The 21395-nt window shown below is 66.7% G+C and carries 21 protein-coding genes and 3 tRNA genes; 15 read left to right on the top strand and 9 right to left on the bottom strand.

Annotated elements, in window-relative coordinates:
* Positions 1-150 precede the first annotated feature (150 nt).
* On the bottom strand, positions 151-624 hold the full coding sequence (locus tag AC1DEM_RS14970; RefSeq protein ID WP_476885105.1) for a LapA family protein: 474 nt from the start codon (positions 622-624) through the stop codon (positions 151-153).
* Between the two features lie 293 nt (positions 625-917).
* Here AC1DEM_RS14970 and AC1DEM_RS14975 point away from each other — a divergent pair, with 293 nt between their 5' ends.
* Positions 918-1934: a magnesium and cobalt transport protein CorA gene (locus AC1DEM_RS14975; RefSeq protein ID WP_476885106.1), complete on the top strand. Its 1017-nt coding sequence runs from the start codon at positions 918-920 to the stop codon at positions 1932-1934.
* 65 nt (positions 1935-1999) lie between these two features.
* Here AC1DEM_RS14975 and AC1DEM_RS14980 read toward each other — a convergent pair.
* Positions 2000-2072, bottom strand: a tRNA-Arg gene (locus AC1DEM_RS14980).
* Positions 2073-2317: 245 nt separating this feature from the next.
* Between AC1DEM_RS14980 and AC1DEM_RS14985 the strand changes: the two genes are divergently transcribed.
* From AC1DEM_RS14985 to ettA, 3 genes are all read left to right on the top strand, one after another.
* On the top strand, positions 2318-2902 hold the full coding sequence (locus AC1DEM_RS14985) for a single-stranded DNA-binding protein (protein ID WP_476885107.1): 585 nt from the start codon (positions 2318-2320) through the stop codon (positions 2900-2902).
* Between the two features lie 67 nt (positions 2903-2969).
* Positions 2970-3563: a DUF6993 domain-containing protein gene (locus AC1DEM_RS14990; RefSeq protein ID WP_476885108.1), complete on the top strand. Its 594-nt coding sequence runs from the start codon at positions 2970-2972 to the stop codon at positions 3561-3563.
* 162 nt (positions 3564-3725) lie between these two features.
* Positions 3726-5408 carry an energy-dependent translational throttle protein EttA gene (gene ettA, locus AC1DEM_RS14995; RefSeq protein WP_476885109.1) on the top strand — a complete coding sequence of 561 codons (1683 nt, stop codon included), beginning with the start codon at positions 3726-3728 and terminating at the stop codon, positions 5406-5408.
* A gap of 159 nt (positions 5409-5567) precedes the next feature.
* Here ettA and AC1DEM_RS15000 read toward each other — a convergent pair whose 3' ends face one another.
* A complete protein-coding gene (locus AC1DEM_RS15000) occupies positions 5568-6512 on the bottom strand; it encodes an acyl-CoA thioesterase (protein WP_476885110.1) in 945 nt (314 codons plus the stop codon).
* Between the two features lie 81 nt (positions 6513-6593).
* Between AC1DEM_RS15000 and AC1DEM_RS15005 the strand changes: the two genes are divergently transcribed.
* Complete coding sequence (locus AC1DEM_RS15005) at positions 6594-7253, top strand: DUF8185 domain-containing protein (protein ID WP_476885111.1); 660 nt, start codon at positions 6594-6596, stop codon at positions 7251-7253.
* A 46-nt stretch (positions 7254-7299) separates the two neighbouring features.
* Here the strand turns inward: AC1DEM_RS15005 and AC1DEM_RS15010 are convergent, their stop codons facing one another.
* Entirely contained in the window at positions 7300-7758 is a 459-nt protein-coding gene (locus AC1DEM_RS15010; RefSeq protein WP_476885112.1) for a globin, read from the bottom strand.
* Positions 7759-7762: 4 nt separating this feature from the next.
* A complete protein-coding gene (locus AC1DEM_RS15015) occupies positions 7763-8422 on the bottom strand; it encodes a mechanosensitive ion channel family protein (RefSeq protein ID WP_476885113.1) in 660 nt (219 codons plus the stop codon).
* A 133-nt stretch (positions 8423-8555) separates the two neighbouring features.
* Between AC1DEM_RS15015 and AC1DEM_RS15020 the strand changes: the two genes are divergently transcribed.
* On the top strand, positions 8556-9386 hold the full coding sequence (locus AC1DEM_RS15020; protein ID WP_476885114.1) for an NAD-dependent epimerase/dehydratase family protein: 831 nt from the start codon (positions 8556-8558) through the stop codon (positions 9384-9386).
* Here AC1DEM_RS15020 and AC1DEM_RS15025 read toward each other — a convergent pair.
* A complete protein-coding gene (locus AC1DEM_RS15025) occupies positions 9290-9775 on the bottom strand; it encodes an OsmC family protein (protein WP_476885115.1) in 486 nt (161 codons plus the stop codon). The genes AC1DEM_RS15020 and AC1DEM_RS15025 overlap by 97 nt on opposite strands.
* A gap of 84 nt (positions 9776-9859) precedes the next feature.
* A complete protein-coding gene (gene pepN / locus AC1DEM_RS15030; protein WP_476885116.1) occupies positions 9860-12415 on the bottom strand; it encodes an aminopeptidase N in 2556 nt (851 codons plus the stop codon).
* Positions 12416-12651: 236 nt separating this feature from the next.
* On the opposite strand from pepN, the gene AC1DEM_RS15035 reads away from it, so the two are divergent.
* Positions 12652-13653 (top strand): hypothetical protein, encoded by a 1002-nt coding sequence (locus AC1DEM_RS15035; RefSeq protein WP_476885117.1) that lies wholly within the window; start codon positions 12652-12654, stop codon positions 13651-13653.
* A gap of 25 nt (positions 13654-13678) precedes the next feature.
* Here the strand turns inward: AC1DEM_RS15035 and AC1DEM_RS15040 are convergent, their stop codons facing one another.
* The gene (locus AC1DEM_RS15040) at positions 13679-13975 is read right to left on the bottom strand and encodes a hypothetical protein (RefSeq protein WP_476885118.1); all 297 of its coding nucleotides are present in this window, start codon (positions 13973-13975) and stop codon (positions 13679-13681) included.
* Positions 13976-14187: 212 nt separating this feature from the next.
* On the opposite strand from AC1DEM_RS15040, the gene AC1DEM_RS15045 reads away from it, so the two are divergent.
* The gene (locus AC1DEM_RS15045) at positions 14188-14679 is read left to right on the top strand and encodes a ribose-5-phosphate isomerase (protein WP_476885119.1); all 492 of its coding nucleotides are present in this window, start codon (positions 14188-14190) and stop codon (positions 14677-14679) included.
* Entirely contained in the window at positions 14679-15596 is a 918-nt protein-coding gene (locus AC1DEM_RS15050; RefSeq protein WP_476885120.1) for an Fpg/Nei family DNA glycosylase, read from the top strand. Before AC1DEM_RS15045 ends, AC1DEM_RS15050 begins: the two co-directional genes overlap by 1 nt.
* 200 nt (positions 15597-15796) lie before the next feature.
* On the opposite strand, the gene AC1DEM_RS15055 is transcribed toward AC1DEM_RS15050, so the two are convergent.
* A tRNA-Gly gene (locus tag AC1DEM_RS15055) sits at positions 15797-15867 on the bottom strand.
* A 131-nt stretch (positions 15868-15998) separates the two neighbouring features.
* On the opposite strand from AC1DEM_RS15055, the gene AC1DEM_RS15060 reads away from it, so the two are divergent.
* The 6 genes from AC1DEM_RS15060 to AC1DEM_RS15085 all read left to right on the top strand — a co-directional run bounded on the left by AC1DEM_RS15060 (position 15999) and on the right by AC1DEM_RS15085 (position 21328).
* Positions 15999-16073, top strand: a tRNA-Pro gene (locus AC1DEM_RS15060).
* 68 nt (positions 16074-16141) lie between these two features.
* Positions 16142-17536: a trigger factor gene (tig, locus tag AC1DEM_RS15065; RefSeq protein WP_476885121.1), complete on the top strand. Its 1395-nt coding sequence runs from the start codon at positions 16142-16144 to the stop codon at positions 17534-17536.
* A 297-nt stretch (positions 17537-17833) separates the two neighbouring features.
* Entirely contained in the window at positions 17834-18472 is a 639-nt protein-coding gene (locus tag AC1DEM_RS15070; protein ID WP_476885122.1) for an ATP-dependent Clp protease proteolytic subunit, read from the top strand.
* A gap of 38 nt (positions 18473-18510) precedes the next feature.
* Positions 18511-19170, top strand: a complete 660-nt coding sequence (locus AC1DEM_RS15075; RefSeq protein WP_264357398.1) for an ATP-dependent Clp protease proteolytic subunit — start codon at positions 18511-18513, stop codon at positions 19168-19170.
* Positions 19171-19301: 131 nt separating this feature from the next.
* The gene (clpX, locus tag AC1DEM_RS15080; RefSeq protein ID WP_229993382.1) at positions 19302-20582 is read left to right on the top strand and encodes an ATP-dependent Clp protease ATP-binding subunit ClpX; all 1281 of its coding nucleotides are present in this window, start codon (positions 19302-19304) and stop codon (positions 20580-20582) included.
* A 140-nt stretch (positions 20583-20722) separates the two neighbouring features.
* Positions 20723-21328, top strand: coding sequence for a mycothiol-dependent nitroreductase Rv2466c family protein (locus AC1DEM_RS15085; RefSeq protein ID WP_476885123.1), 606 nt, complete (start codon positions 20723-20725; stop codon positions 21326-21328).
* The last annotated feature ends 67 nt before the right edge of the window (positions 21329-21395 follow it).

Genomic DNA, 21395 nt, shown 5'->3' on the forward strand with positions numbered 1-21395 from the left:
CGCATATCAGTCTGACAGCGCCGTCGTTCACGACGCGCCAGCCATCCAGATCAGGCCAGGGAACGGACACAAAAGAGCGGTCCAAGACAAACCAGCCTTGGACCGCTCACCCTTGCCCTCTTGACAAAGAACTCCTACATATCAGCTGTATTACCCACGGAGGTTGGTGCCGCTGGCCTGGCGGCGGACACGGTGCGCGGCGAGCCGCAGTTGGATGATGCGGGCGGCTCCGGCGATGGCGACCAGCACGCCGCCGCCGACGGCCGCGATGAACAGTGCCATGCCGAGCGGGACCGATCCTTCGAGGCCAAAGAACTTCACCTGCACGTATTCCTGGTTCTGCAGGATGAAGGCGATGAGCACGATGAGCACCACCAGCGCGCAGGCAACCGCGGCCCAGACCATTCCCGCGCGGGTGACTTGGCGGGCTTCCGGGGCGGGGGCCGGCGCCGGTACGTCTGCACGGGAAGTTTCAGTGCGCGCCGCGGGCACCCCTGAACGGGATGTTTCAACCTCGGAGGTCCCGGAACCTGTCCCGGACGTGGCGTCAGCGGCGCCCGGGGGCTGCGTGGTCAGGGCGTCGTCGGCATTGTTGGTGTCGAAGCTTCGGGGTGTCTCGGTCATAGCGGCCGTACCTTTCGATTGCGGGCAGGGCGCATAGACATTCTCTTGCGGCCTCCCGGTCCATTCAATACTAAGCGTGCTGATGGGTTGGAGTGGCCTGGCAGTTGGGCGCGCCGGTCGGACGCACCGCCCACGCCGGAAACTTTGCCGGCCGGGGTCCGGGCGAGCGCCGTCGCGCTCTCATTGTCCCCGGCAATCCGAAGGCGGTTGTGGGCCAGGGCGGCCTGTTGGCACCGGCCCGGGCACGGTATAACGTCACAGCCAAGGGATTGCCTTGAAGAGGAGGCGCGGCCGTGACCATTATTGATAACGCCGTCTACGTGGACGGTCACCGGACCGCCGACCCGGAAGGCCTCGAGGAGACCTATTTTCTCCTGCGGCAGCGCCAGGGCATGGCCTGGATCGGGCTGTACCGGCCGGAGCCTGATGAGCTGCGCTCGGTGGCCGAGGAATTCGACCTCAGCCACCTGGCCGTGGAGGACGCGCTCGCCGGCCACCAGCGCGCCAAGCTGGAACACTATGGCGAAACTTTGTTCCTGGTTCTGCGGCCCGCCCGCTATCTGGACGAAGTGGAGAAGGTCGAGTTCGGCGAGATCCATGTGTTCGCCGGGCCGGACTTTGTGGTGACGGTCCGCCGGGCAGAGTCTCCCGATCTTGCCCGGGTGCGCCGGCGCATGGAGTCCGAGCCGGAGTTCCTGGCGCTCGGTCCGGATGCGGTCTTGTACGCGATTCTGGACCAGGTGGTGGACGAGTATGAGCCGGTGGCCGCGGGGCTGGAAAACGACATCGATGAAATCGAAGATGACCTGTTCGCCGCCGATCCAGGGGTGTCGCGCAGGATTTATGAGCTCTCCCGCCAGGTCATCACGTTCCAGCGTGCGACGGCCCCTCTGGCTGGAATCCTGCAGGCCCTTATGGGCAGCGGACCGGACGGGGTGCCGAACCCCGAACTGCAGGACCATTTCCGCGACGTCCTGGATCACGCCATCAGGCTGGGGGAGCGGGTGTCTGCCTTCCGTGCCTTGCTGCAAAATGCGTTGGCCGTCAACGCAGCCCTTGTGGCGCAGCGGCAGAACGACGAAATGCGGCTCCTGACGGAGTCGAGCTTCGCCCAAAACGAGGAAGTCAAGCGGATCTCGTCGTGGGCTGCGATCCTGTTCGCGCCGACGTTGATCGCGTCGATCTACGGCATGAACTTCCGCGCAATGCCTGAGCTCGACTGGATTTTCGGTTATCCGATGGCACTCGGACTCATGGTGGTCATGGGCGGGATCCTGTTCCTGGCGTTCAAGCACAACAAGTGGATCTGACGTTCTGGTTGAAATGGGAAGCGGCCCTGACCCTTGCGTTGTCGCAGGTCAGAGCCGCTCTCTTGTGCCCCAGGAGGGAATCGAACCCCCGACCGGCGGATTAGAAGGCCGCTGCTCTATCCCCTGAGCTACTGGGGCACGGTGGCACCCACCGGCCGCTGCCGGGGGACGCCTCAAAAAGTTTACAGTGCCGGACGGCCGGTGGGGGTCAACCGGTCAACCCTGGACGGTGGCCGGTCCTGCGGCCCGGACCATTCAACACACCACCATCGCCACTGCAGGAAGTTTTCCACATGGCACAGCCGGGCCCTCCCCGGCGGCGGCCCGCGGCGGGAAGCTGGAACTGCCCGGCTGGGCACGACAATTCGAGACAGGACATGAGAATGAGCGACAACATTACGGTCCGTGGCTTCGTCGCCTCGGAGATCAGAAGCGCAACCACCCCCGGTGGCGTGGCCACGGCGTCCTTCCGGTTCGGCGCCACCGAGCGCCGTTACGACCGCGGTTCCAGCACCTGGGTGGACGGCAACACCAACTGGTTCACTGTCCAGGGATACCGGCAACTGGCCGGCAACATCGGCTGCAGCATCAAGAAAGGCCAGCGGGTCATCGTGGTTGGCCGGCTGAAGATGCGCAGCTGGGAAAAGGACGGCAGGGTCTACCACGACGCCGAAATTAACGCGGAGTCAGTCGGCCACGACCTCATGTGGGGCACTGCCAACTTCATCCGCTCATCCGGAACCGGAATCCAGGCGGCCGCCGGCTCCGGTGCCCCTGGTGCACCCGGTAGTGGGGACGGCGATGACGGCGGACCCCAGACCCAGCCAGGGGATACAGCCGGGGACACAGACGGTGATGCTGGCGGGGATGACGACGGCGGGCCCCGTGCCACCTTCATCAGTGACGCGAGTGGCGAGGAAGAGGAGGTGGACCAGGAAACCGGCGAACTGAAAGGGGCCGCAGCCTGAATCCCGTGGGCCGGTGGACCATACCCAGGACGCCGGACCGGGCACCACAGCGTGGCAAGATGGCCGGATGCAACATGCCAGCATCGGCGCAGGACCCGCGGCGGCCGCCGCTGCGGAACCGGGGGCGGCTACTACCGCCACGGGCGGGGCCCAACGCCGCCGCGGCGGCAGGAAAGTTCCAGGGGCCGCAACCGTCGTGCCGCTCCTGCTCGTGCTCCTGCTCGTGCTTCTCCCCAACGCTTCTGCTGGGGCGACGCCGACCGGCGGCAGCGGAGTCGAGGCCTCTGGAGCCGGGCATTCTGAAGGCGCGACTTCCGCAGCTTCCCCACCCCCGGCTGGGCAGGCGCGCGGCGGCGGGGCCGGGACATCCGGGCCCGACATGAAATCCAAGGTCGAGTCGGTCCTGGACACCGCCGTCCGCGGCGGGGGCCAGCCCGAAACAGCGGGCATCCGCGAGTCTTTGGTCAACGCCGGGATCCCAGCCGGCGACGTGGAAGTCACCGCCAGCCGGACACCCACGGGCCTGGCTGCCGACGCCGTCGAGGCCGGTGTGCGAGATGGCAGGAGTTGCGTCGTTGCCCAGATCCGCCACGGCAGCGTCGCCGTCAGCGTGGTGCCGATCTTGGCCTCGGGCGGCTGCCTCGTGGGCGTCCAGGACTGAACCGATCCTCCATGGCCGGGAACGGCCGGGCACGGCGGCCGGTGCAGCCGGGGCCAATGAAGCGACAGCAACGGCAACGGCAGCGGCAACCGGGCCGTCCCGGGGGCGCATCGCGGCTTATGGAATGTGAGTTATCCCGGCCGAACCACTAGATTTGTAGGCATGGCGGAATTTATCTACACAATGACCAAGGCCCGTAAGGCTGTCGGCGAAAAACTCATCCTTGACGACGTAAGCATGTCCTTCTTCCCGGGGGCCAAGATTGGCGTTGTCGGCCCGAATGGTGCCGGTAAGTCCACCATTCTGAAGATCATGGCAGGCCTGGACACTCCCTCCAACGGCGAGGCCCGGCTCAGCCCCGGCTACTCGGTAGGCATCCTCCTGCAGGAGCCGCCGCTGAACGAAGACAAGACTGTCCTGGGCAATGTCCAGGAAGGCGTCGGCGAAATCATCGGCAAGATCCAGCGCTTCAACGAGATCTCCGAGGAAATGGCCAGCCCCGACGCTGACTACGATGTCCTCCTTGAGGAAATGGGTCAGCTGCAGGAAGCGATTGACGCCGCCGATGCCTGGGACCTCGATTCCCAGCTGGAACAGGCCATGGACGCCCTCCGTTGCCCGCCGCCGGAAGCCGACGTCACCCTGCTCTCCGGTGGTGAGCGCCGACGCGTCGCCCTCTGCAAGCTCCTGCTCCAGAAGCCGGACCTGCTGCTCCTCGACGAGCCCACCAACCACCTCGACGCCGAGAGCGTGCTGTGGCTCGAGCAGCACCTCTCCAGCTACCCCGGCGCCGTCCTCGCCGTCACCCACGACCGGTACTTCCTCGACCACGTGGCCGAGTGGATCGCCGAAGTGGACCGCGGCCACCTCTACCCGTACGAGGGCAACTACTCCACGTACCTGGAGAAGAAGCGCGCCCGCCTGGAAGTCCAGGGCAAGAAGGACGCCAAGCAGGCCAAGCGCCTGACTGAGGAACTCGAATGGGTCCGGTCCAACGCCAAGGGACGCCAGACCAAGTCCAAGGCCCGTCTGGCCCGCTACGAGGAAATGGCCGCCGAGGCCGACCGCACCCGCAAGCTCGACTTCGAAGAGATCCAGATCCCGCCGGGACCGCGCCTCGGCGGACTCGTGCTGGAGGCCAAGGATCTCCAGAAGGGCTTCGATGACCGCACCCTGATCGACGGACTGTCCTTCACCCTGCCCCGCAACGGCATCGTCGGCGTCATCGGCCCCAACGGCGTCGGCAAGTCCACGCTCTTCAAGACCATCGTGGGCCTGGAACCGCTCGACGGCGGCGAATTGAAGATCGGCGATTCCGTCAAGATCTCCTACGCCGACCAGAGCCGTGGCGGCATCGACCCGAACAAGACCCTCTGGGAAGTCGTCTCCGACGGCCTCGACTACATCCAGGTCGGCCACGTCGAAATGCCGTCCCGCGCCTACGTGGCCGCCTTCGGTTTCAAGGGCCCGGACCAGCAGAAGAAGGCCGGGGTGCTCTCCGGTGGTGAGCGCAACCGCCTCAACCTGGCGCTGACCCTCAAGCAGGGCGGCAACCTGCTGCTGCTCGACGAACCGACTAACGACCTCGACGTCGAAACCCTCAGCAGCCTCGAAAACGCCCTGCTCGAATTCCCGGGCTGCGCCGTGGTGGTCTCGCACGACCGCTGGTTCCTGGACCGGGTGGCCACCCACATCCTGGCTTACGAAGGCGACGAGGAGAACCCGTCCCAGTGGTACTGGTTCGAGGGCAACTTCGAGTCCTACGAGGAGAACAAGGTGGAGCGCCTGGGCCCGGACGCGGCCAAGCCGCACCGCGTCACGCACCGCCGCCTCACCCGCGACTAAGCCCGCAAGGCTTACAGCGCCACGAAAAAGCCGGCTCCCCGCGCTGCAGTTCAGCGTGAGGAGCCGGCTTTTGTGTGCCCTGGGAGTCTTCGTGCCGGCCAGCGGACGGGCGAGCTAGCTACGCTCGGCCTTGCGCATCTGGTGCTGCAGCACTCTGGATTAGACGGCGGCCCGCACGGCGCCGTTCACGGTGTTCTTGAAGTCGTTCGGGACGCGGACCATGCCTTCCTGGGCCACCGTCGCGACGTGCCGGCCGTCCCGGCTGAAGATCTTGCCGGTGGCGAGGCCCCGGGCGCCCTGGGCGCTGGGGGACTCCTGGACGTACAGGAGCCAGTCGTCCACCCTGACCGGCCGGTGCCACCACATCGCGTGGTCCAGGCTCGCCACGGACATCCCGGGCGTAATCCAGCTCATCCCGTGCCTGCGGAGGACGGACTCCAGCAGGGTGTAGTCGCTTGCGTAGGCCAGGGCGGCCCGGTGCAGGCCGGCGTCGTCGGGCATGGGGCCGAAGGTCTTCATCCAGACGGCGTTGCGTGCCTCCTTGGGCCCCTTGGCCGAGACATACAGCGCGGGATCGACGTGGCGGATATCGAACGGCCGCTCGTAGGCCCAGTGCCGGGCCACGGGATGGTCGACCTGGCCCAGCAGGTCCGCGGTGCTGGGCAACGATTCAGGGTCCGGGATCCCGGCGGGCATCTCGGACTGGTGCTCGATCCCCTCGTCCTCGGCCTGGAAGGACGCGATCATCGACAGGATGGGCATGCCGTCCTGGTAGGCGTGGACGCGGCGGGCCGAGAACGACCGGCCGTCGCGCAGGCGCTGCACCCCGAAGGTGATCGGCTGGTTGGCGTCTCCCGGGCGGAGGAAGTACCCGTGCATGGAGTGGACACTGCGGTCCGGGTCGACGGTGCGGCTGCCGGCGATCAGGGACTGCGCCAGCACCTGGCCGCCGAAGACGCGCTGCCCGGGCTGCTGCTGGGAGGGACCCATGAAGATGTCCTCGTCCGTCCGCGCGCCCTCGAGCTCGCCGAGGTTGAGGAGCTGGATGAGCGAGGAGGTGGGGTTCTGGGTCGGGAGCCCCAGTCCGGCTTCGGCTTCAGTCATGGTCTGACTCTAGACGGCACTGTGACACTGCTCAAAAATGGGGCGCCGCTCCAAAGAAGCGCAGCCGGTAGAGTCGGTAGTGTGTCTGATGTCCTAACCCAGCCCCTGCAGTTCTCCGATCCCCGCGATCTCGATGACCTGCGCACCTTCGCCACGCGCGCCAAGTCCATTGACGACGGCGCCATCCGGCTCCAGGCCGCTGGCCCGGTCCTGGCCGCCTACGTCTGCGTCCTGCGGCCCCGGCTCCTGGGTGAATCCACGCCCACCATCCTGGGGCTGCGGACCATGGCGCTGGCACAGCCGGCGCACACTGACGTGACAGTGCCGCTGTCCGCCGTGCTGGACCGTTTGGCGCGGGCGGGGGAGCACGACGTCGAACTTCCCGTCCCGCCGGTGACCGTCAGCGAGTCGTGGGCCGGGATCGGGGCGCCGCGGGCCGGCTGGGAACTGCTCGGCACCGTTCAGGACAGCAAACTGCGGGCCGCCGCCGAGGCCGGCATCAGGGAGATCGCCGCGCTCATCCCGGACAAGCCGGGGGCGCTGATCGTCAACAACGCCCGGGCCACGGTCTGGGGCCGGGAACTGCCCGACGCCGGCGGCCTGCCGGCCGGCGCCGCTTTCGCCGGGCTGACCCTGGGCTTCCTGTTCGACGGCGAACAAAGGCTGTACCGGGCCGGACGCTGGTTCCGGCTCAGCGGCACCCGCGGCCACGTGCTGGTCCGGACCGGCACGGGTCTCTAGGAAGCTTCAGCAAAAGCTTCAGGCAAGCTCCAGACACCGTCCGCGCTCAGGCCTCCGACGGGCTGTTCACCATGGACAGGGCCGCCCGCTCCATGTAGTCCCAGAGCGTTCCCTCGTACAACGGCGGCAGCTCCAGGGCGTCCACCGCGGCGCGCATGTGGAACAGCCAGCGTTCTTTGGCCTCCGGCGTCACCCGGAACGGCATGTGGCGCATCCGCAGCCGGGGGTGCCCGCGCTCCTCGCCGTAGGTGGTGGGCCCGCCCCAGTACTGTTCCAGGAACATCAGGAAGCGCCGCTTGGCCGGGCCGAGGTCCTCTTCCGGGTACATGGCGCGCAGCAGCGCATCGGTCGCGACGCCGTCGTAGAAGACGTCGACGAGCTTCACGAAAGTCTTGTGGCCACCCACGGCGTCATAGAAGTTGTCGGTGTAGCCGGGCTGGCTGAACGGATCGTTCTGCAGCAGTTGCCTGGGCTGGCGTGGTTCGCCGGCGCTGGGAATCGTCATGGCTCTATTCTCCGGCCTGCTGCTGGGGCGTGGCATCGGCCTCTTCGGCCGGCAGGGCAGACGGCGCGATGTAATTGCCCTGGGAACGGTTGCCCACGCGCAGGATTTCGCCGTTGCGCAGGTACCAGATGGTGCCGTCATCCGCGCGGACGCGCGTGATCCGCAGGTTCATGGCCTCCACCGTGCCCACAACCTCGGAGGTTTCGATGACATCGCCGATCCCGTACTGGTCCTCGAGCGTGATGAAGATGCCGGCCAGGAAGTCGCGGATCAGCTGCTGGGCGCCGAAGCCGATGGCGATACCGAGGATACCGACGCTGGTCAGCAGCGGTGCAATGTCCACGTTCAGGTATTTGAGCACGTACACGATGGTGAGGACGGCCACCAGGACGCCGACAACGCTGTTGAGCAGTGCGCCAATGGTGTGGGCCCGCTGGACCCGGCGCTCGTGGTCCAGTGCCCGCAGAGCGGGGGACACCCAGCGGAAATGCCGCTTCTTGAAGAATGTGCTGCCCTCGGCGACACGCTTGGTGATTCCGGCGATCACGAAGGACGCCAGCAGCCACACGGCGACGCCGATCCCCAGGGCTATCAGGGCGCCCGGCAGATTGACGGCGGCGATTTCTTGAGCGGTGATTGGTTCGATGGTGGTCAGGCTGATCATCGGTGGGGGAAAACTCCTTGTTGCTTCGTCCCCGGCTGCCGCCAGCGGGGCTGGGCATCCGGATAGGCGGCCGGCGTTCGCCGGGCGCATAACACTCTGGTCTACGTCAACATTAGCGCCGTAGCGTGGCCCCATGCGCATCCTGGTCCTTGGCGGCACCGCCTTCCTCTCAGCCGAAATAGCCCGGCAGGCCTTGGCCGCCAGCCACGACGTCACCTGTCTCGCGCGTGGCACGGCCTCCGCACCGCCCGACGGCGCCGCCTGGCTGCGCGCGGACCGCACGCAGGGAAAGGCCGCCTACGAGGGGGCCGCCGGCAGCGGCGCGTGGGACGCCGTCGTCGACGTTTCGCGGGACCCTGACCAGGCGCGGGAGGCGCTAGAGGCGCTGGCCGGCTCGGCCCGGCACTGGACCTTCATCTCCAGCTGCTCGGTCTACGCGGACCATTCTGTGGCCGGCGCCGCCGAAGACGCTGAGCTGCTCCCAGCGCTGGCTCCGGGCACGGAACTGACGATGGACAACTACGGGGAAGCCAAGTCCGCGATCGAGCACTGGACCCGGGAACTGGCAGGGGACACGGCGCACCTCTGCCGCGCCGGCCTGATCGGCGGACCCGGGGACGGCTCCGACCGTTACGGGTACTGGCCGGCCCGTTTTGCCCGGGACGACGATCCTGTCCTGGTTCCGGACATCCCCGCCAACGCCACCCAGATCATCGACGTCCGCGACCTCGCGTCCTGGATCCTCACCGCCGCCGAAAACGGCACCACCGGGGCGCTGAACGCCGTCGGCGAGCCGGTTCCCTTTGCCGCCTACCTGGAGGAAACGCGTCAACTCGCCGACGCCGAGTCGGAGGAGGCGGAACGTGGTCAGTCCGGCTGGCCCTCCACCACGGCCGTGGGCTGGTGCAGTACCGGGAAATTGACGCTGCGGGCGATGAAACAGACCTTGTTGGCCTCGACGTGAAGCTCCTCCAGGAGATCCGGGGCCGCCGGTCCCGCCAGCGTCACCCTGGGCTTCAGCGTGACGGATTCGAACTGCCCGCTGCCGTCCCGGTTGGTCCGCATCAGGGCCTCGGCGCGGTCCTCATAGGCCGTCACCACCACCCCGTGCTTCACGGCCACGTGCAGGAAGGAGAGCATGTGGCACTGCGAGAGCGCGGCCAGGAGCAGCTGTTCGGGGTTGTAGCGCTCCCGGTCCCCGTGGAAGGTCGGATCGGCGGAGCCGCGCAACACCGGCAGCCCGGGGATCTCGACGTCGTGGTCGCGTGAGTAGCCGCGGTACGTGGAGGTCCCGGCCCCGAGGTTCCCGGTCCAGCGGACGGTCAGTGCGTAGCGGTGTTCGTCAAGGCTCATGACTCCAGCCTAGAACGCCGGAACCCCGGCGCCGCACGGGGGCGGCGCCGGGGTTCCAGGATTGCCGGGGCAACGGTGACTTTCCTAGTCGACGTCGGCCTGGCGGGCCCGCAGGGAGCGTTCCACGCCGTCGCGGTTCTCCAGCATCATCCGGCGCAGCGCCGAGCTGTCCTCCGGAAGCGAGGCCAGGAAATCATCCGTCCGGTCCACGGTGGCCTGCGTGGTCAGCTGGGCCGGGTAGAGCCCGACGACGATCTGCGAGGCGAGCGCGTGGGTGCGGTTGGCCATGATGCCCGGGACGGCTTCGAAGTATTTCTCGGCGTACGGCTCCAGCAGGGACGTGTCCAGGACCCGGGTGAAACCGGCCACCGCGGAGCCCTGCAGGGCGTTGGACAGATCGCCCTTGACCACAATCGACTCCCAGGCTTCGGCCTTGGCTTCCGGAGTGGGGATGGCGGCCTTGGCCAGGGCCGCCGCGTTCTGGCCGTTGGAGGTGTTGTCGTGCCCCAGTTCCTCGTCGATCCGTTCCTGCCCGGCGCGGCCGCCTGCCACGAGGGACGCCAGCAGCTCCCAGCGCAGGTCCTGGTCCACGCTCAGCCCGTCGAGGGTGAGCGAGCCGTCCAGCAGCCCGGACACCGTGTCCAGCTGGCCAGCGCTGCGGGCCAGCAGGGCGTAGGACTTCACGAACTGCAGCTGGGCGTCCGAACCTGCCGGCACGGACGAGGCGAGATCCCAGAGCCTATCGGTGGCGGCCACGGCCGTGGCCTCCTTGTGCTCCTCGGCCACATAGAAGGTCAGCGTGGTGGCCAGTTGCCGGAGCTGGACCAGGATCACGGAGGAATCGGATTCCTCGGCAATGTTGGCCAGGATCAGGTCCACGTACCCGCGGGCCGGGGATTCGCCGTCGCGCGCCGCGTCCCAGGCCGATCCCCAGACAAGGGTGCGGGGGAGGCTCTGGCTGAAGTCCTTCAGGTGGGCCGTCGCGGTGGCGAGCGACTTCGGATCCAGGCGGACCTTGGCGTAGGCGAGGTCGTCGTCGTTGAGCAGGACCAGGTCCGGCTGGGCCAGGCCGGCCAGGGCCGGGACGTCGGTGCGCTCGCCGTCGACGTCGAGCTCCACCCGGTGCACGCGCTCCAGCTTGCCGGCCCCGTTGAGGTTGTAGAAGCCGACGGCCAGGCGGTGTGGGCGCAGCGTCGGCTCGCTCTCGATCGCCGACTGCACGATGGCGAAGGAGCCGATGGTGCCGTCCGCGTTGGCCGAGATCTCCGGCGTCAGGGTGTTGACGCCGGCGGTCTCCAGCCAGAGCTGCCCCCACTTTTCGAGGTCACGGCCGCTGGCCTTCTCGAGTTCGGCCATGAGGTCGCTGAGCTCGGTGTTCTGCCAGGCGTGCTTGCTGAAGTACTCGCGCACCCCGGACATGAATTCCTCCGGGCCCACCCAGGCCACGAGCTGGCGCAGCACCGAGGCGCCCTTGGCGTACGTGATGCCGTCGAAGTTCACCTCGACATCCTGGAGGTCGTTGATCTCGGCGAAAATCGGGTGGGTGGTGGGCAGCTGGTCCTGCCGGTACGCCCAGGACTTCTCCACGGAGGCGAAGGTGGTCCAGGCGTGGTCGAACTCGGTGTTCTCCACGGCGGCCAGGTGGGACATGTACTCGGCGAAGGACTCGTTGAGCCAGAGGTCATTCCACCAGCGCATCGTCACGAGGTCACCGAACCACATGTGCGCGAGCTCGTGCAGCACGGTGATGGCGCGGCGTTCCACCTGGGCGTCGGTGACCTTGCCGCGGAAGACGTAGCCTTCCAGGATGGTGACCGCCCCGGCGTTTTCCATGGCACCGGCGTTGAACTCGGGCACGAAGAGCTGGTCATACTTCTCGAACGGGTACGGGCAGCCGAACTGGGCCTCGAAGAATTCGAAGCCCTGCCGGGTGAGCTCGAAGATGTTCTCGGCATCGAGGTACTGCATGAGCGACTTGCGGGCGAAGATGCCCAAGGGAGTGACCCGGCCTTCCGCCGAGGTGACCTCGCTGCGCACCGACTGGTACGGCCCGGCGATCAGGGCGGTGACATAGGAGGAGAGCCGCGGAGTGGGGGTGAACTCCCAGACGGAGCGGGCGCCCCCGTCCTCGCCGGGGAGGGTCGGAACCGGCACCGGGGTGGGGGAGTTGGAGACGAGATCCCAGTGCGAGGGGGCGGTGACGGTGAACGTGAAGCTGGCCTTGAGGTCGGGCTGTTCGAAGACGGCGAACATGCGCCGCGAGTCCGGGACCTCGAACTGGGTGTACAGGTAGACCTCGTTGTCCACAGGATCCACGAAGCGGTGCAGGCCTTCGCCGGTGTTCATGTAGGGCGCGTCGGCAACCACGAGCAGGTGGTTCTCGGCCGCCAGGTCCGGGAGCTGGATGCGGATCCCGTCGGAGACCTCGGCCGGGTCCAGTTCGCGGCCGTTGAGGCTCACGCTGTGCACGGCGTGGGTCACTGCGTCGATGAAGGTCGACGAGCCCGGCTTGGCCCGGAACTTCACGGCAGTGGTGGAGCCGAACACTTTATCGCCGCGCGTCAGGTCAAGGCTGACCTCATAGGAGTCGACGTCGATCAGGGCGGCGCGCTCGCGGGCTTCGGCGCGGGTCAGGTTCATACCGGGCAAAGGGGCCTCCAGAAGAAGATGGATACTGCCGGCCGGCCGCAGCCGCCGACGATACTGTGAAATTATTCTTTCACGTCAGCGGCCCGTGGCAAGTTAGCCCGCTCCCTTTGTCCTTGAACGGTGCCTTGAGCGTCGCGTCCCGGAATCCGCGCTGAGGCACCGGGTCGGACCCTGGCCTGCGCCGATACCTCCCGTCGCGGCAGGCGCGGCCGGGGTAGCGTTGGAGTATGGGAAAGCTTCGGGACTCGGTCGATGTCAGGGCCATGCGTTTTGCCATCGGGTTCCCCATGGTGCTGGCGGCCGGATTCGTGGTGTGCGCGCTTCTGCTGCGCCCTGAGCTGCCCGAGCCGCTGGCCGTCCGCTGGACCGACGCCGGCGCCGTGGACTTCGCGCCGTTCGGCGTCTTCGTGGGCGCCAGCGCCGCGCTGATCGTAGTGGTGGGCTGGGCCGTGCTGCTGCAGGCCGTGCCGCTGTCCAGGCCTGTGATGATGCGCCGGATCATGATGGGCGCCGGGTTTGCCTTGAGCCTCTTCGTCACCACCGTCCTCGCCGCCGCCCTCGTGGGCCAGCTGGGACTGCCCGACGCGCGGGGCTCCCATGTGGACGCCTCGGTCCTGGCCCTGGGAAGCGGTGCAGCCCTCGCCATGGGCTTCGTCATGGGCATGGTCTTCAAGGCAGACGAACGCTGGTCTGTCGATGACGACCTCGGCATGCGCCAGGCCCTCGAACGCGAACAGGATCCGGAACTGGCCAGGGACCGGGTAAGCCTCTGGGTCCACGCCCGCAGCTCGATCTTCGTCATGCTGGGCATCGCGACGCTGCTGCCTGCCGCCCTTTTCACCATTGCCGTGCCGTGGCTGTCCGTACTCCTGGTGGCTGCGGCCCTGGTGGTGGCGGCGTTCCTGGTGGCCAGGATCCGGGTGGACCGCAGCGGCCTGCACGTCTTCGCAGCAGGGTTCGTCCGGGTGATGGATGTTCCGGCCGCGGCCATCGACGCCGCCACGCCCAGGGACGTCACCGCGGCGGACTATGGCGGGTGGGGATACCGGATCCACGGCAACACCACGGCGATGCTGGTCAGCAGCGGCCCCGCGGTGGTCATCGACCGCTCGGACGGGCGCCGGCTGGCGGTGAGCGGCGGAAGCGCCACCGCGGCGGACAACATTGCCCAAACGCTGTCCCGGGTGGCGGACCGGGCCCGGCGGAACGGCGAGACGCCCGCCGTGTAGCCCGCCGGCAGCCAGTACCGCACGGCTAGTACTGAAGGAAGCCGCTTTGAACAGCCTGCAAGTCGGCCGCCAGGGCGTCCATGCCCGGGGTCGGCTGGCCCGGTGGCTCTGAAGGGTCACCGAACCACTTGTGCCAGACTGCGGCCACAGCCTCCGGCGTAATCGCCCCGCCGGCCGTTATCAGCGCGGCGAAGTCCTCCATCTCCGGGTCGTACTCTGTGTCCGGAGCCCCGTGGGCTATGACGCCGGCCAGGTCGTGGGCGTTGAGGAGTTCAGTGACGGCGCTGCGGAGCCGGGCGTATGCCGGTGTGACGGGATCCATTGGCGCCATTCTAGGAGCAATCGGGGCGGTGCGGCAGAGGGACGGCCGCATCGGCGCCCGGTTGGCAAGAACAGGCCTCTGTGTAACACGATAGTCCGGTGAGGCCTCCGACCAGCGGGAGCACCGTCCCGGAAGACTCGGCCTAGTACGCTTGGATCAGACCCCAACCCGCCCCCGGCCGCCGTCTGGCGCCGCAACTGAACGGAACAGCCGTGACCAATTCTGACTTCCCCCGCGTGCACATTGCCACCGATCACGCCGGCATGGAGCTCAGCGCCCACCTTGTCAGCCACCTCAGCGCCAAGGGCTACGAGGTGGTGGACCACGGACCCAAGGTCTACGACGCCCTGGATGACTACCCCTCGTTCTGCATCAACGCCGCCCTCGCTGTTGTCGCGGACCAGGAAGCCGGAACCCATGCCCTGGGCATCGTCCTCGGCGGCTCGGGCAACGGCGAGCAGATCGCAGCAAACAAGGTCAAGGGCGTCCGCGCCGCGCTGGCATGGAACCTGTCCACGGCGCAGCTCGCCCGGGAACACAACGACGCCAACGTCGTCGCCGTCGGCGGCCGCCAGCACAGCGTCGAAGAGGCCACTGACATCATCGAGGCCTTCCTGACGGAGCCGTTCAGCAACGACGAGCGCCACGTCCGCAGGATCGGCAAGATCGCCACGTACGAGCGCACCGGCGAGGTCGTCGACTAGTGCCGGAAGGGCACTCCGTCCACCGGCTGGCGCGCCAGTTCGGTGACGTTTTCGCGGGGGAGAGGCTGAGGGTCTCGAGCCCGCAGGGGCGGTTCGCCCCGGGCGCCGCCTTGCTGGACGGCCACGTCATGACCTCCGCGACCGCGCACGGCAAGCACCTCTTCCTCGAGTTCGAGCACGGGCTTCTCCTGCATGTCCACCTGGGCCTCTACGGCGCCTGGGATTTCGGCGGCGACGCCAGCTTCCGCGGCGCCTCCAGCATCGGTGCGCCCCGGAAGGTGGGGGAGCGGGAGGTCTACGACGACGGCGGCCCGGCTGAACCGGTCGGTGTTGCGGCTGCGTCGTCTGCATACGAAGGGCCGCCGGAACCGGTTGGCGCCGTCCGCGTCCGGCTGGTGGGCGGACACGGCTGGGCGGATCTGCGCGGTGCCACCACGTGCGAGGCGATCACGGAAGCGGAGGCGGCGGCGGTGCTGGCGCGGCTCGGCCCTGACCCGCTGCGTAACCGGATAGACAACCGGGACACATTCATCGCCACGGTGGCGGCCAAACGCACACCGGTCGCGGGGCTGCTCATGGACCAAAAGGTCATTGCCGGCGTCGGGAACGTCTACCGGGCCGAGCTGTTGTTCCGGCAGCGGCTCAACCCCTGGCTGCCCGGGGCCGAACTGTCACCGGCCGCGGCCCGCCGGCTCTGGGACGATACCGCGGCGATGATGTCCGACGGCGTCCGGGACGGCCGGATCATCACCACGCCGCCGCGGTACTGGAACGGGGCCGCGCTGCCGGACCCGGACCACGCGCACTTCGTCTACCGGCGGCACGGGCTGGACTGCCGTGACTGCGGCACGCCCGTGGCGCTCACGGAAATGGCTGCGCGGAAACTGTACTGGTGTCCGCGGTGCCAGCAGGCTTGACCCACACCCAGTCACCGAGGCTCGCCGCCCGGGGCGCCTTTGGACACGATTCCGGCCCTCGGGTCCGGTGTCCGCGGCGCGTCCGTGTCAAAGTGCCCCCGGACCGCATCCGCCGGTGGTGTCCTGTGGCCCTCTCTGCGCGGCGTGAAGCCGACACAAAAAAGCCCCTCCGCAGAGGGGCTTTTTTCGTCATATTTCCGAGGGGACGACGGGAATCGAACCCGCGTAATCAGTTTGGAAGACTGAGGCTTTACCATTAAGCTACGTCCCCGGGAACTTACTGGAACTCCAGCAAAACTTCCGGTCGGCTGTTCAAGCCGGATACAACTAAACCCAATTCAGGGCCCCGGTGTCAAATGTGCAAATCGGCTCAGTATGACCGTAGACTGTTCTGTGCACTTACGGGGTGTAGCTCAGCTTGGCTAGAGCGCCTGCTTTGGGAGCAGGAAGTCGCAGGTTCAAATCCTGTCACCCCGACTCTGCAAGCACTGCCAGCACGTGGCAATGCAGAACCCCATACCCCCCACACCAGGAGTACTTAGACTGTGAAGAGCGCTGTCGAGAACCTCACCCCCACGCGGGTCAAGCTCAATGTTGAGGTCCCCTTTGAGGAATTGAAGCCCAGCATCGCAGAGGCATACAAGACTGTTGCTTCGCAGATCCAGGTCCCCGGTTTCCGCAAGGGCAAGGTCCCCTCCAAGCTCATTGACCAGCGCGTTGGCCGCGGCTACGTCCTCGAGACGGCCATCAACGAAGGCCTCAACGGCTGGTACCAGGCCGCGGTGCAGGAAACCGGCATCCGCCCCCTGAGCCGTCCCGAGGTCGAGATCACCGAGGTGCCGGACCCGTCCGCCACCGACGGCGAACTCAAGTTCCACGCCGAAGTTGACATCCGCCCCGAGATCGAACTGCCGGACTACGCCGGCATCAAGGTTGAGGTCGCCGCCGCCGAGTCCTCGGACACCGACGTCGACAAGGCCCTGGACGAGCTCCGCGGCCGCTTCGGCACGCTGAAGTCTGTGGACCGTCCGGCCGCCGATGGCGACTTCCTGACGATCGACATCGCAGCCTCGATCGACGGCGCCGACGTTGATTCCGCCTCCGGCCTGTCCTACCAGGTTGGCGCCGGCACCATGCTCGAAGGCCTCGACGAGGCCGTCACCGGCCTCAGCGCCGACGAGGACGCCATCTTCGACACCACGCTGGTCGGTGGCGAGCACGCCGGCGAGTCCGCCCAGGTCAAGGTCACCGTCAAGGCCGTCAAGGAGCGCGAGCTCCCCGTCGCCGACGACGACTTCGCCCAGCTCGCCAGCGAATTCGACACCCTGGCCGAACTCCGTGAGGACCTCGCCAAGCAGGCCGCCGAGTCCAAGGTTGTTGAACAGGGCGTCGAGGCCCGCGACAAGGTCCTGGACAAGCTCGTTGAGCTCGTCGAGGTTCCCGTCCCGGCATCGATCGTCGAAGAGCAGCTTGAGCAGCACTTCAACGCTGAAAACGCCCACGGCGAAGGCGAGCACGACACCGAGGAGCACCGCGCCGAGGTCAAGGCCAACACCGAGCGTGCCTTCCAGAACGAGGTCATCCTTGACGCCATCGCCGAGAAGGAGGAAGTCAACGTCAGCCAGAACGAGCTGATCGACTACATCGTGACCACCGCCAGCCAGTACGGCATGGACCCGAACCAGTTCGCCCAGATCATCGATCAGAGCGGCCAGGTTCCCATGATGGTTTCCGAGGTCCGGCGCCGCAAGGCACTGGCCGTCGTCCTGGGCCAGGCCGAGGTTACGGACTCCGAGGGCAACAAGGTTGACCTGAGCGACTTCGTCCGCCCCGGCGACGAGGCAGCCCCGGCCGCCGAGTCCGTTGAGGAAGAGGCCAGCGCAGAAGACGCTGCCACCGAGGCCACGCCCAGCGATGACCCCGCAGCAGTGAAGTTCTAGCATTCGCGCTGACGGCCCCCGGATCACCGATCCGGGGGCCGTTCGTTTTAAGCCCGCGACTGCCGGCCGGGCCCTGCTGCCATGGTCGGATGAAAGCCGCGGAGGCGGCGCATCAGCGACCCCGCTTCTGCGCTCCCGGCAATCGTGCGCCGTCAGCGAACAGCCCCGCGCCAGCGAACAAAGCGGGCGTGAAAACGGTTAGTGTCGCTGTAGGAAAGTTCAGTGATGTCGTCCAGTGGCGTCACCGTCGCCAGCGAGAGGTAAGTACATATGTCACAGCAAGCAGGGGCACCCAGGATGGCTACTGTCGATCCGGCAGCCCAGGATAACTACATTTACAACCGCCTGCTGAAAGAGCGCATCATCTGGCTCGGCTCCGAGGTCCGCGACGATAACGCCAACGCGATCTGCTCCCAGCTGCTGCTGCTCTCGGCGGAGAATCCTGAAAGGGACATCTACCTTTACATCAACTCACCCGGCGGCTCCGTCACCGCCGGCATGGCCATCTACGACACCATGCAGTTCATCCCGAACGATGTTGTCACGGTTGCCACCGGCCTCGCCGCGTCCATGGGCCAGTTCCTGCTCTCCTCCGGCACCAAGGGCAAGCGTTACGCCACCCCCAACGCCCGTATCCTCATGCACCAGCCCTCCGGCGGCATCGGCGGCACGGCGTCGGACATCAAGATCCAGGCCGAACTGATCCTGCACATGAAGAAGGTCATGGCCGAACTGACCGCTGACCAGACCGGCCAGAGTGTGGACACCATCCTCAAGGACAACGACCGCGACAAGTGGTTCACGGCCTCGGAAGCCCTGGAATACGGCTTCTTCGACAAGATCGCGGCGCACGCCGGATCTGTGGCCGGCGGCGGCGGAACCAACGCCAACGGCTCCGGCAGCAGCGGCGGCGCTGCCACGGCCACCGAGAACTGACCGGCAGGTAGACAGCAATGAATTCAGGAGCAATGAACATGAACTACAACTTCGGTTCGACTGCCGGCAACCTGCCGAGCAGCCGCTACGTGCTGCCCCAGTTCGAAGAGCGCACCCCCTACGGCTTCAAGCGCCAGGACCCGTACACCAAGCTGTTCGAGGACCGCATCATCTTCCTCGGCGTCCAGGTTGACGACGCGTCGGCGGACGACGTGATGGCCCAGCTGCTGGTGCTCGAGTCCACCGACCCGGACCGCGACATCACGCTCTACATCAACTCCCCGGGCGGCTCCTTCACTGCCATGACCGCGATCTACGACACCATGACGTACATCCGGCCGGAGATCCAGACCGTCTGCCTCGGCCAGGCGGCCAGCGCCGCCGCTGTGCTGCTCGCGGCCGGCACGCCGGGCAAGCGCCTCGCGCTGCCGAACGCCCGCGTCCTGATCCACCAGCCCTCACTGTCCGGCGGACAGGGCGGGCAGGCCTCGGACCTGGAGATCCAGGCCGCCGAGGTCATGCGCATGCGGTCCTGGCTGGAGGACACGCTGGCCAAGCACTCCGGCCGTACCCCGGAGCAGGTCAACAACGACATCGAGCGGGACAAGATCCTTACGGCCGCCGAGGCCATGCAGTACGGCCTCATTGACCAGGTCCTCGATTCCCGCAAGATCAAGCCCCAGGCAATCTCGCGCTAATCAGCAATTCGCGACGCCGGTGCGGCACTTTTACTTGGCCGCACCGGCGTCAGCTTTCCACCCAACGGGCCCAAAGTGACCTAGAGTGGAACATGTCACAGGCAGCAGCAAGCTACTAAAGGGGTTCACACATGGCTCGGATTGGCGAGAGCACTGATCTGCTGAAGTGTTCTTTCTGCGGAAAGAGCCAGAAGCAGGTTCGCAAGCTCATTGCCGGGCCCGGCGTCTACATCTGCGACGAGTGCATCGAACTCTGCAACGAGATCATCGAAGAGGAACTCGCGGAAGTAGCTGACCTGGGCAGTTTCGAGCTGCCCAAGCCCCGCGAAATCTTTGATTTCCTGCAGGAATACGTGATTGGCCAGGAACCGGCCAAACGGTCGCTCGCCGTCGCGGTGTACAACCACTACAAGCGGATCCAGGCCGGCCACGCGCCCAAGAGCGGCAGCCTCGCCGACGGCGTGCACCACGACGACGTTGAGATCGCCAAGTCCAACATCCTGCTGATCGGCCCCACCGGCTGCGGCAAGACCTATCTGGCCCAAACCCTCGCCCGCCGCCTCAACGTGCCGTTCGCCGTGGCCGACGCTACGGCCCTGACGGAGGCCGGCTACGTCGGCGAGGACGTTGAGAACATCCTCCTCAAGCTCATCCAGGCCGCCGACTATGACGTCAAGAAGGCCGAACAGGGCATCATCTACATCGATGAGATCGACAAGATCTCCCGCAAGAGCGAAAACCCCTCCATCACCCGGGACGTCTCGGGCGAAGGTGTGCAGCAGGCGCTCCTGAAAATTCTCGAAGGCACTGTGGCCTCGGTCCCGCCGCAGGGCGGACGCAAACACCCGCACCAGGAATTCATCCAGATCGACACCACGAACGTGCTGTTCATCGTGGCCGGCGCGTTCGCCGGGCTCGAGGACATCATCGGTTCGCGTTCCGGACGCAAGGGCATCGGCTTCGGCGCCCCGCTCAACGAGGTCAAGAACACCACGGATTCCTACGGTGAGGTCATGCCGGAAGACCTCCTCAAGTTCGGACTGATCCCGGAATTCATCGGCCGGCTGCCGGTCATCACGACCGTCTCGAACCTGGACCGTGCCGCGCTGATCCAGATCTTGTCCACACCGAAGAATGCCCTCGTCAAGCAGTACCAGAAGATGTTCCAGCTCGACGGCGTCGAGCTCATCTTCGAAGACGAGGCCCTCAACACCATTGCCGACCAGGCTCTGGAGCGTGGCACCGGCGCCCGCGGGCTCCGCGCCATCATGGAGGAAGTCCTGCTGCCGGTCATGTTCGATCTCCCCAGCCGCGACGACGTCGCGAGCGTCGTGATCACGGAAGAGGTCGTGACAAAGAAGGCGGCGCCCACGATGATCGCCCACGACGTCAAGCGCCGCAAGTCCGCCTGACCACTTGCTTCACTCGAACTAAGTTCCTTCGGAATAAATCAGCCGTACCCGTCGCTGTCATCCTTAGCGTGCCGTGCATGTGATCCACCGCAGCGCGCTTCCCGCAGACTTCCTTAAGGAGAACACCTGTGCCTGAAACCATGACCAATAAAGCTGACTTCTGGTTCGACCCGATGTGCCCGTTCGCCTGGGTCACCTCCCGCTGGATCGGCGAAGTGGAAGAAGTCCGCGACATCAAGACCGAGTGGCATGTGATGAGCCTCGCCGTGCTCAATGAGGGCCGGGAGGAGCTGCCCGAGCAGTACCGGGAGTTCATGAAGAAGGCGTGGGCCCCTGTCCGCGTCATCACTGCCGCCGCTGAAAAGCACGGTGCGCAGTACATCAAGCCGCTCTACGACTCCATGGGCACCAAGATCCACAACGAGGGCAACAAGGACATCGACGAGGTCATCGCCAAGTCCCTGGCCGAGGCGGGCCTGCCGGCCGAACTTGCGGCCGCCGGCCAGAGCGACGAATTCGATGCGCAGCTCCGCACCAGCCACGAGGCAGGCATCTCCCTGGTCGGTCAGGATGTGGGCACACCCGTCGTCGCCTTCAACGGCACCGCCTTCTTCGGCCCGGTCCTGACCCGCATCCCGCGCGGCGAGGAAGCCGGACAGATCTGGGACGCCGCAGTGACACTGGCATCCTTCCCCTACTTCTTCGAAATCAAGCGCAGCCGGACCGAAAGCCCGGTCTTCAACTAGGCTGGAAAACGCCGCCCGGGCACCCCGCCCGGCCCACCAGAGCCCCGGTAAAACTACTCCGATGTAG

Source organism: Arthrobacter sp. 05T420 (genome assembly GCF_056396305.1).

What these genes read in the sequence shown, in the direction of transcription:
- AC1DEM_RS14970 (WP_476885105.1), bottom strand. Translation starts at nt 624, where the DNA reads ATGACCGAGACACCCCGAAGCTTCGACACCAACAATGCCGACGACGCC.
- AC1DEM_RS14985 (WP_476885107.1), top strand. Translation starts at nt 2,318, where the DNA reads ATGAGCGACAACATTACGGTCCGTGGCTTCGTCGCCTCGGAGATCAGA.
- AC1DEM_RS14990 (WP_476885108.1), top strand. Translation starts at nt 2,970, where the DNA reads ATGCAACATGCCAGCATCGGCGCAGGACCCGCGGCGGCCGCCGCTGCG.
- ettA (WP_476885109.1), top strand. Translation starts at nt 3,726, where the DNA reads ATGGCGGAATTTATCTACACAATGACCAAGGCCCGTAAGGCTGTCGGC.
- AC1DEM_RS15000 (WP_476885110.1), bottom strand. Translation starts at nt 6,512, where the DNA reads ATGACTGAAGCCGAAGCCGGACTGGGGCTCCCGACCCAGAACCCCACC.
- AC1DEM_RS15010 (WP_476885112.1), bottom strand. Translation starts at nt 7,758, where the DNA reads ATGACGATTCCCAGCGCCGGCGAACCACGCCAGCCCAGGCAACTGCTG.
- AC1DEM_RS15015 (WP_476885113.1), bottom strand. Translation starts at nt 8,422, where the DNA reads ATGATCAGCCTGACCACCATCGAACCAATCACCGCTCAAGAAATCGCC.
- AC1DEM_RS15020 (WP_476885114.1), top strand. Translation starts at nt 8,556, where the DNA reads ATGCGCATCCTGGTCCTTGGCGGCACCGCCTTCCTCTCAGCCGAAATA.
- AC1DEM_RS15025 (WP_476885115.1), bottom strand. Translation starts at nt 9,775, where the DNA reads ATGAGCCTTGACGAACACCGCTACGCACTGACCGTCCGCTGGACCGGG.
- pepN (WP_476885116.1), bottom strand. Translation starts at nt 12,415, where the DNA reads ATGAACCTGACCCGCGCCGAAGCCCGCGAGCGCGCCGCCCTGATCGAC.
- AC1DEM_RS15035 (WP_476885117.1), top strand. Translation starts at nt 12,652, where the DNA reads ATGGGAAAGCTTCGGGACTCGGTCGATGTCAGGGCCATGCGTTTTGCC.
- AC1DEM_RS15040 (WP_476885118.1), bottom strand. Translation starts at nt 13,975, where the DNA reads ATGGATCCCGTCACACCGGCATACGCCCGGCTCCGCAGCGCCGTCACT.
- AC1DEM_RS15070 (WP_476885122.1), top strand. Translation starts at nt 17,834, where the DNA reads ATGGCTACTGTCGATCCGGCAGCCCAGGATAACTACATTTACAACCGC.
- AC1DEM_RS15075 (WP_264357398.1), top strand. Translation starts at nt 18,511, where the DNA reads ATGAACTACAACTTCGGTTCGACTGCCGGCAACCTGCCGAGCAGCCGC.
- clpX (WP_229993382.1), top strand. Translation starts at nt 19,302, where the DNA reads ATGGCTCGGATTGGCGAGAGCACTGATCTGCTGAAGTGTTCTTTCTGC.
- AC1DEM_RS15085 (WP_476885123.1), top strand. Translation starts at nt 20,723, where the DNA reads ATGACCAATAAAGCTGACTTCTGGTTCGACCCGATGTGCCCGTTCGCC.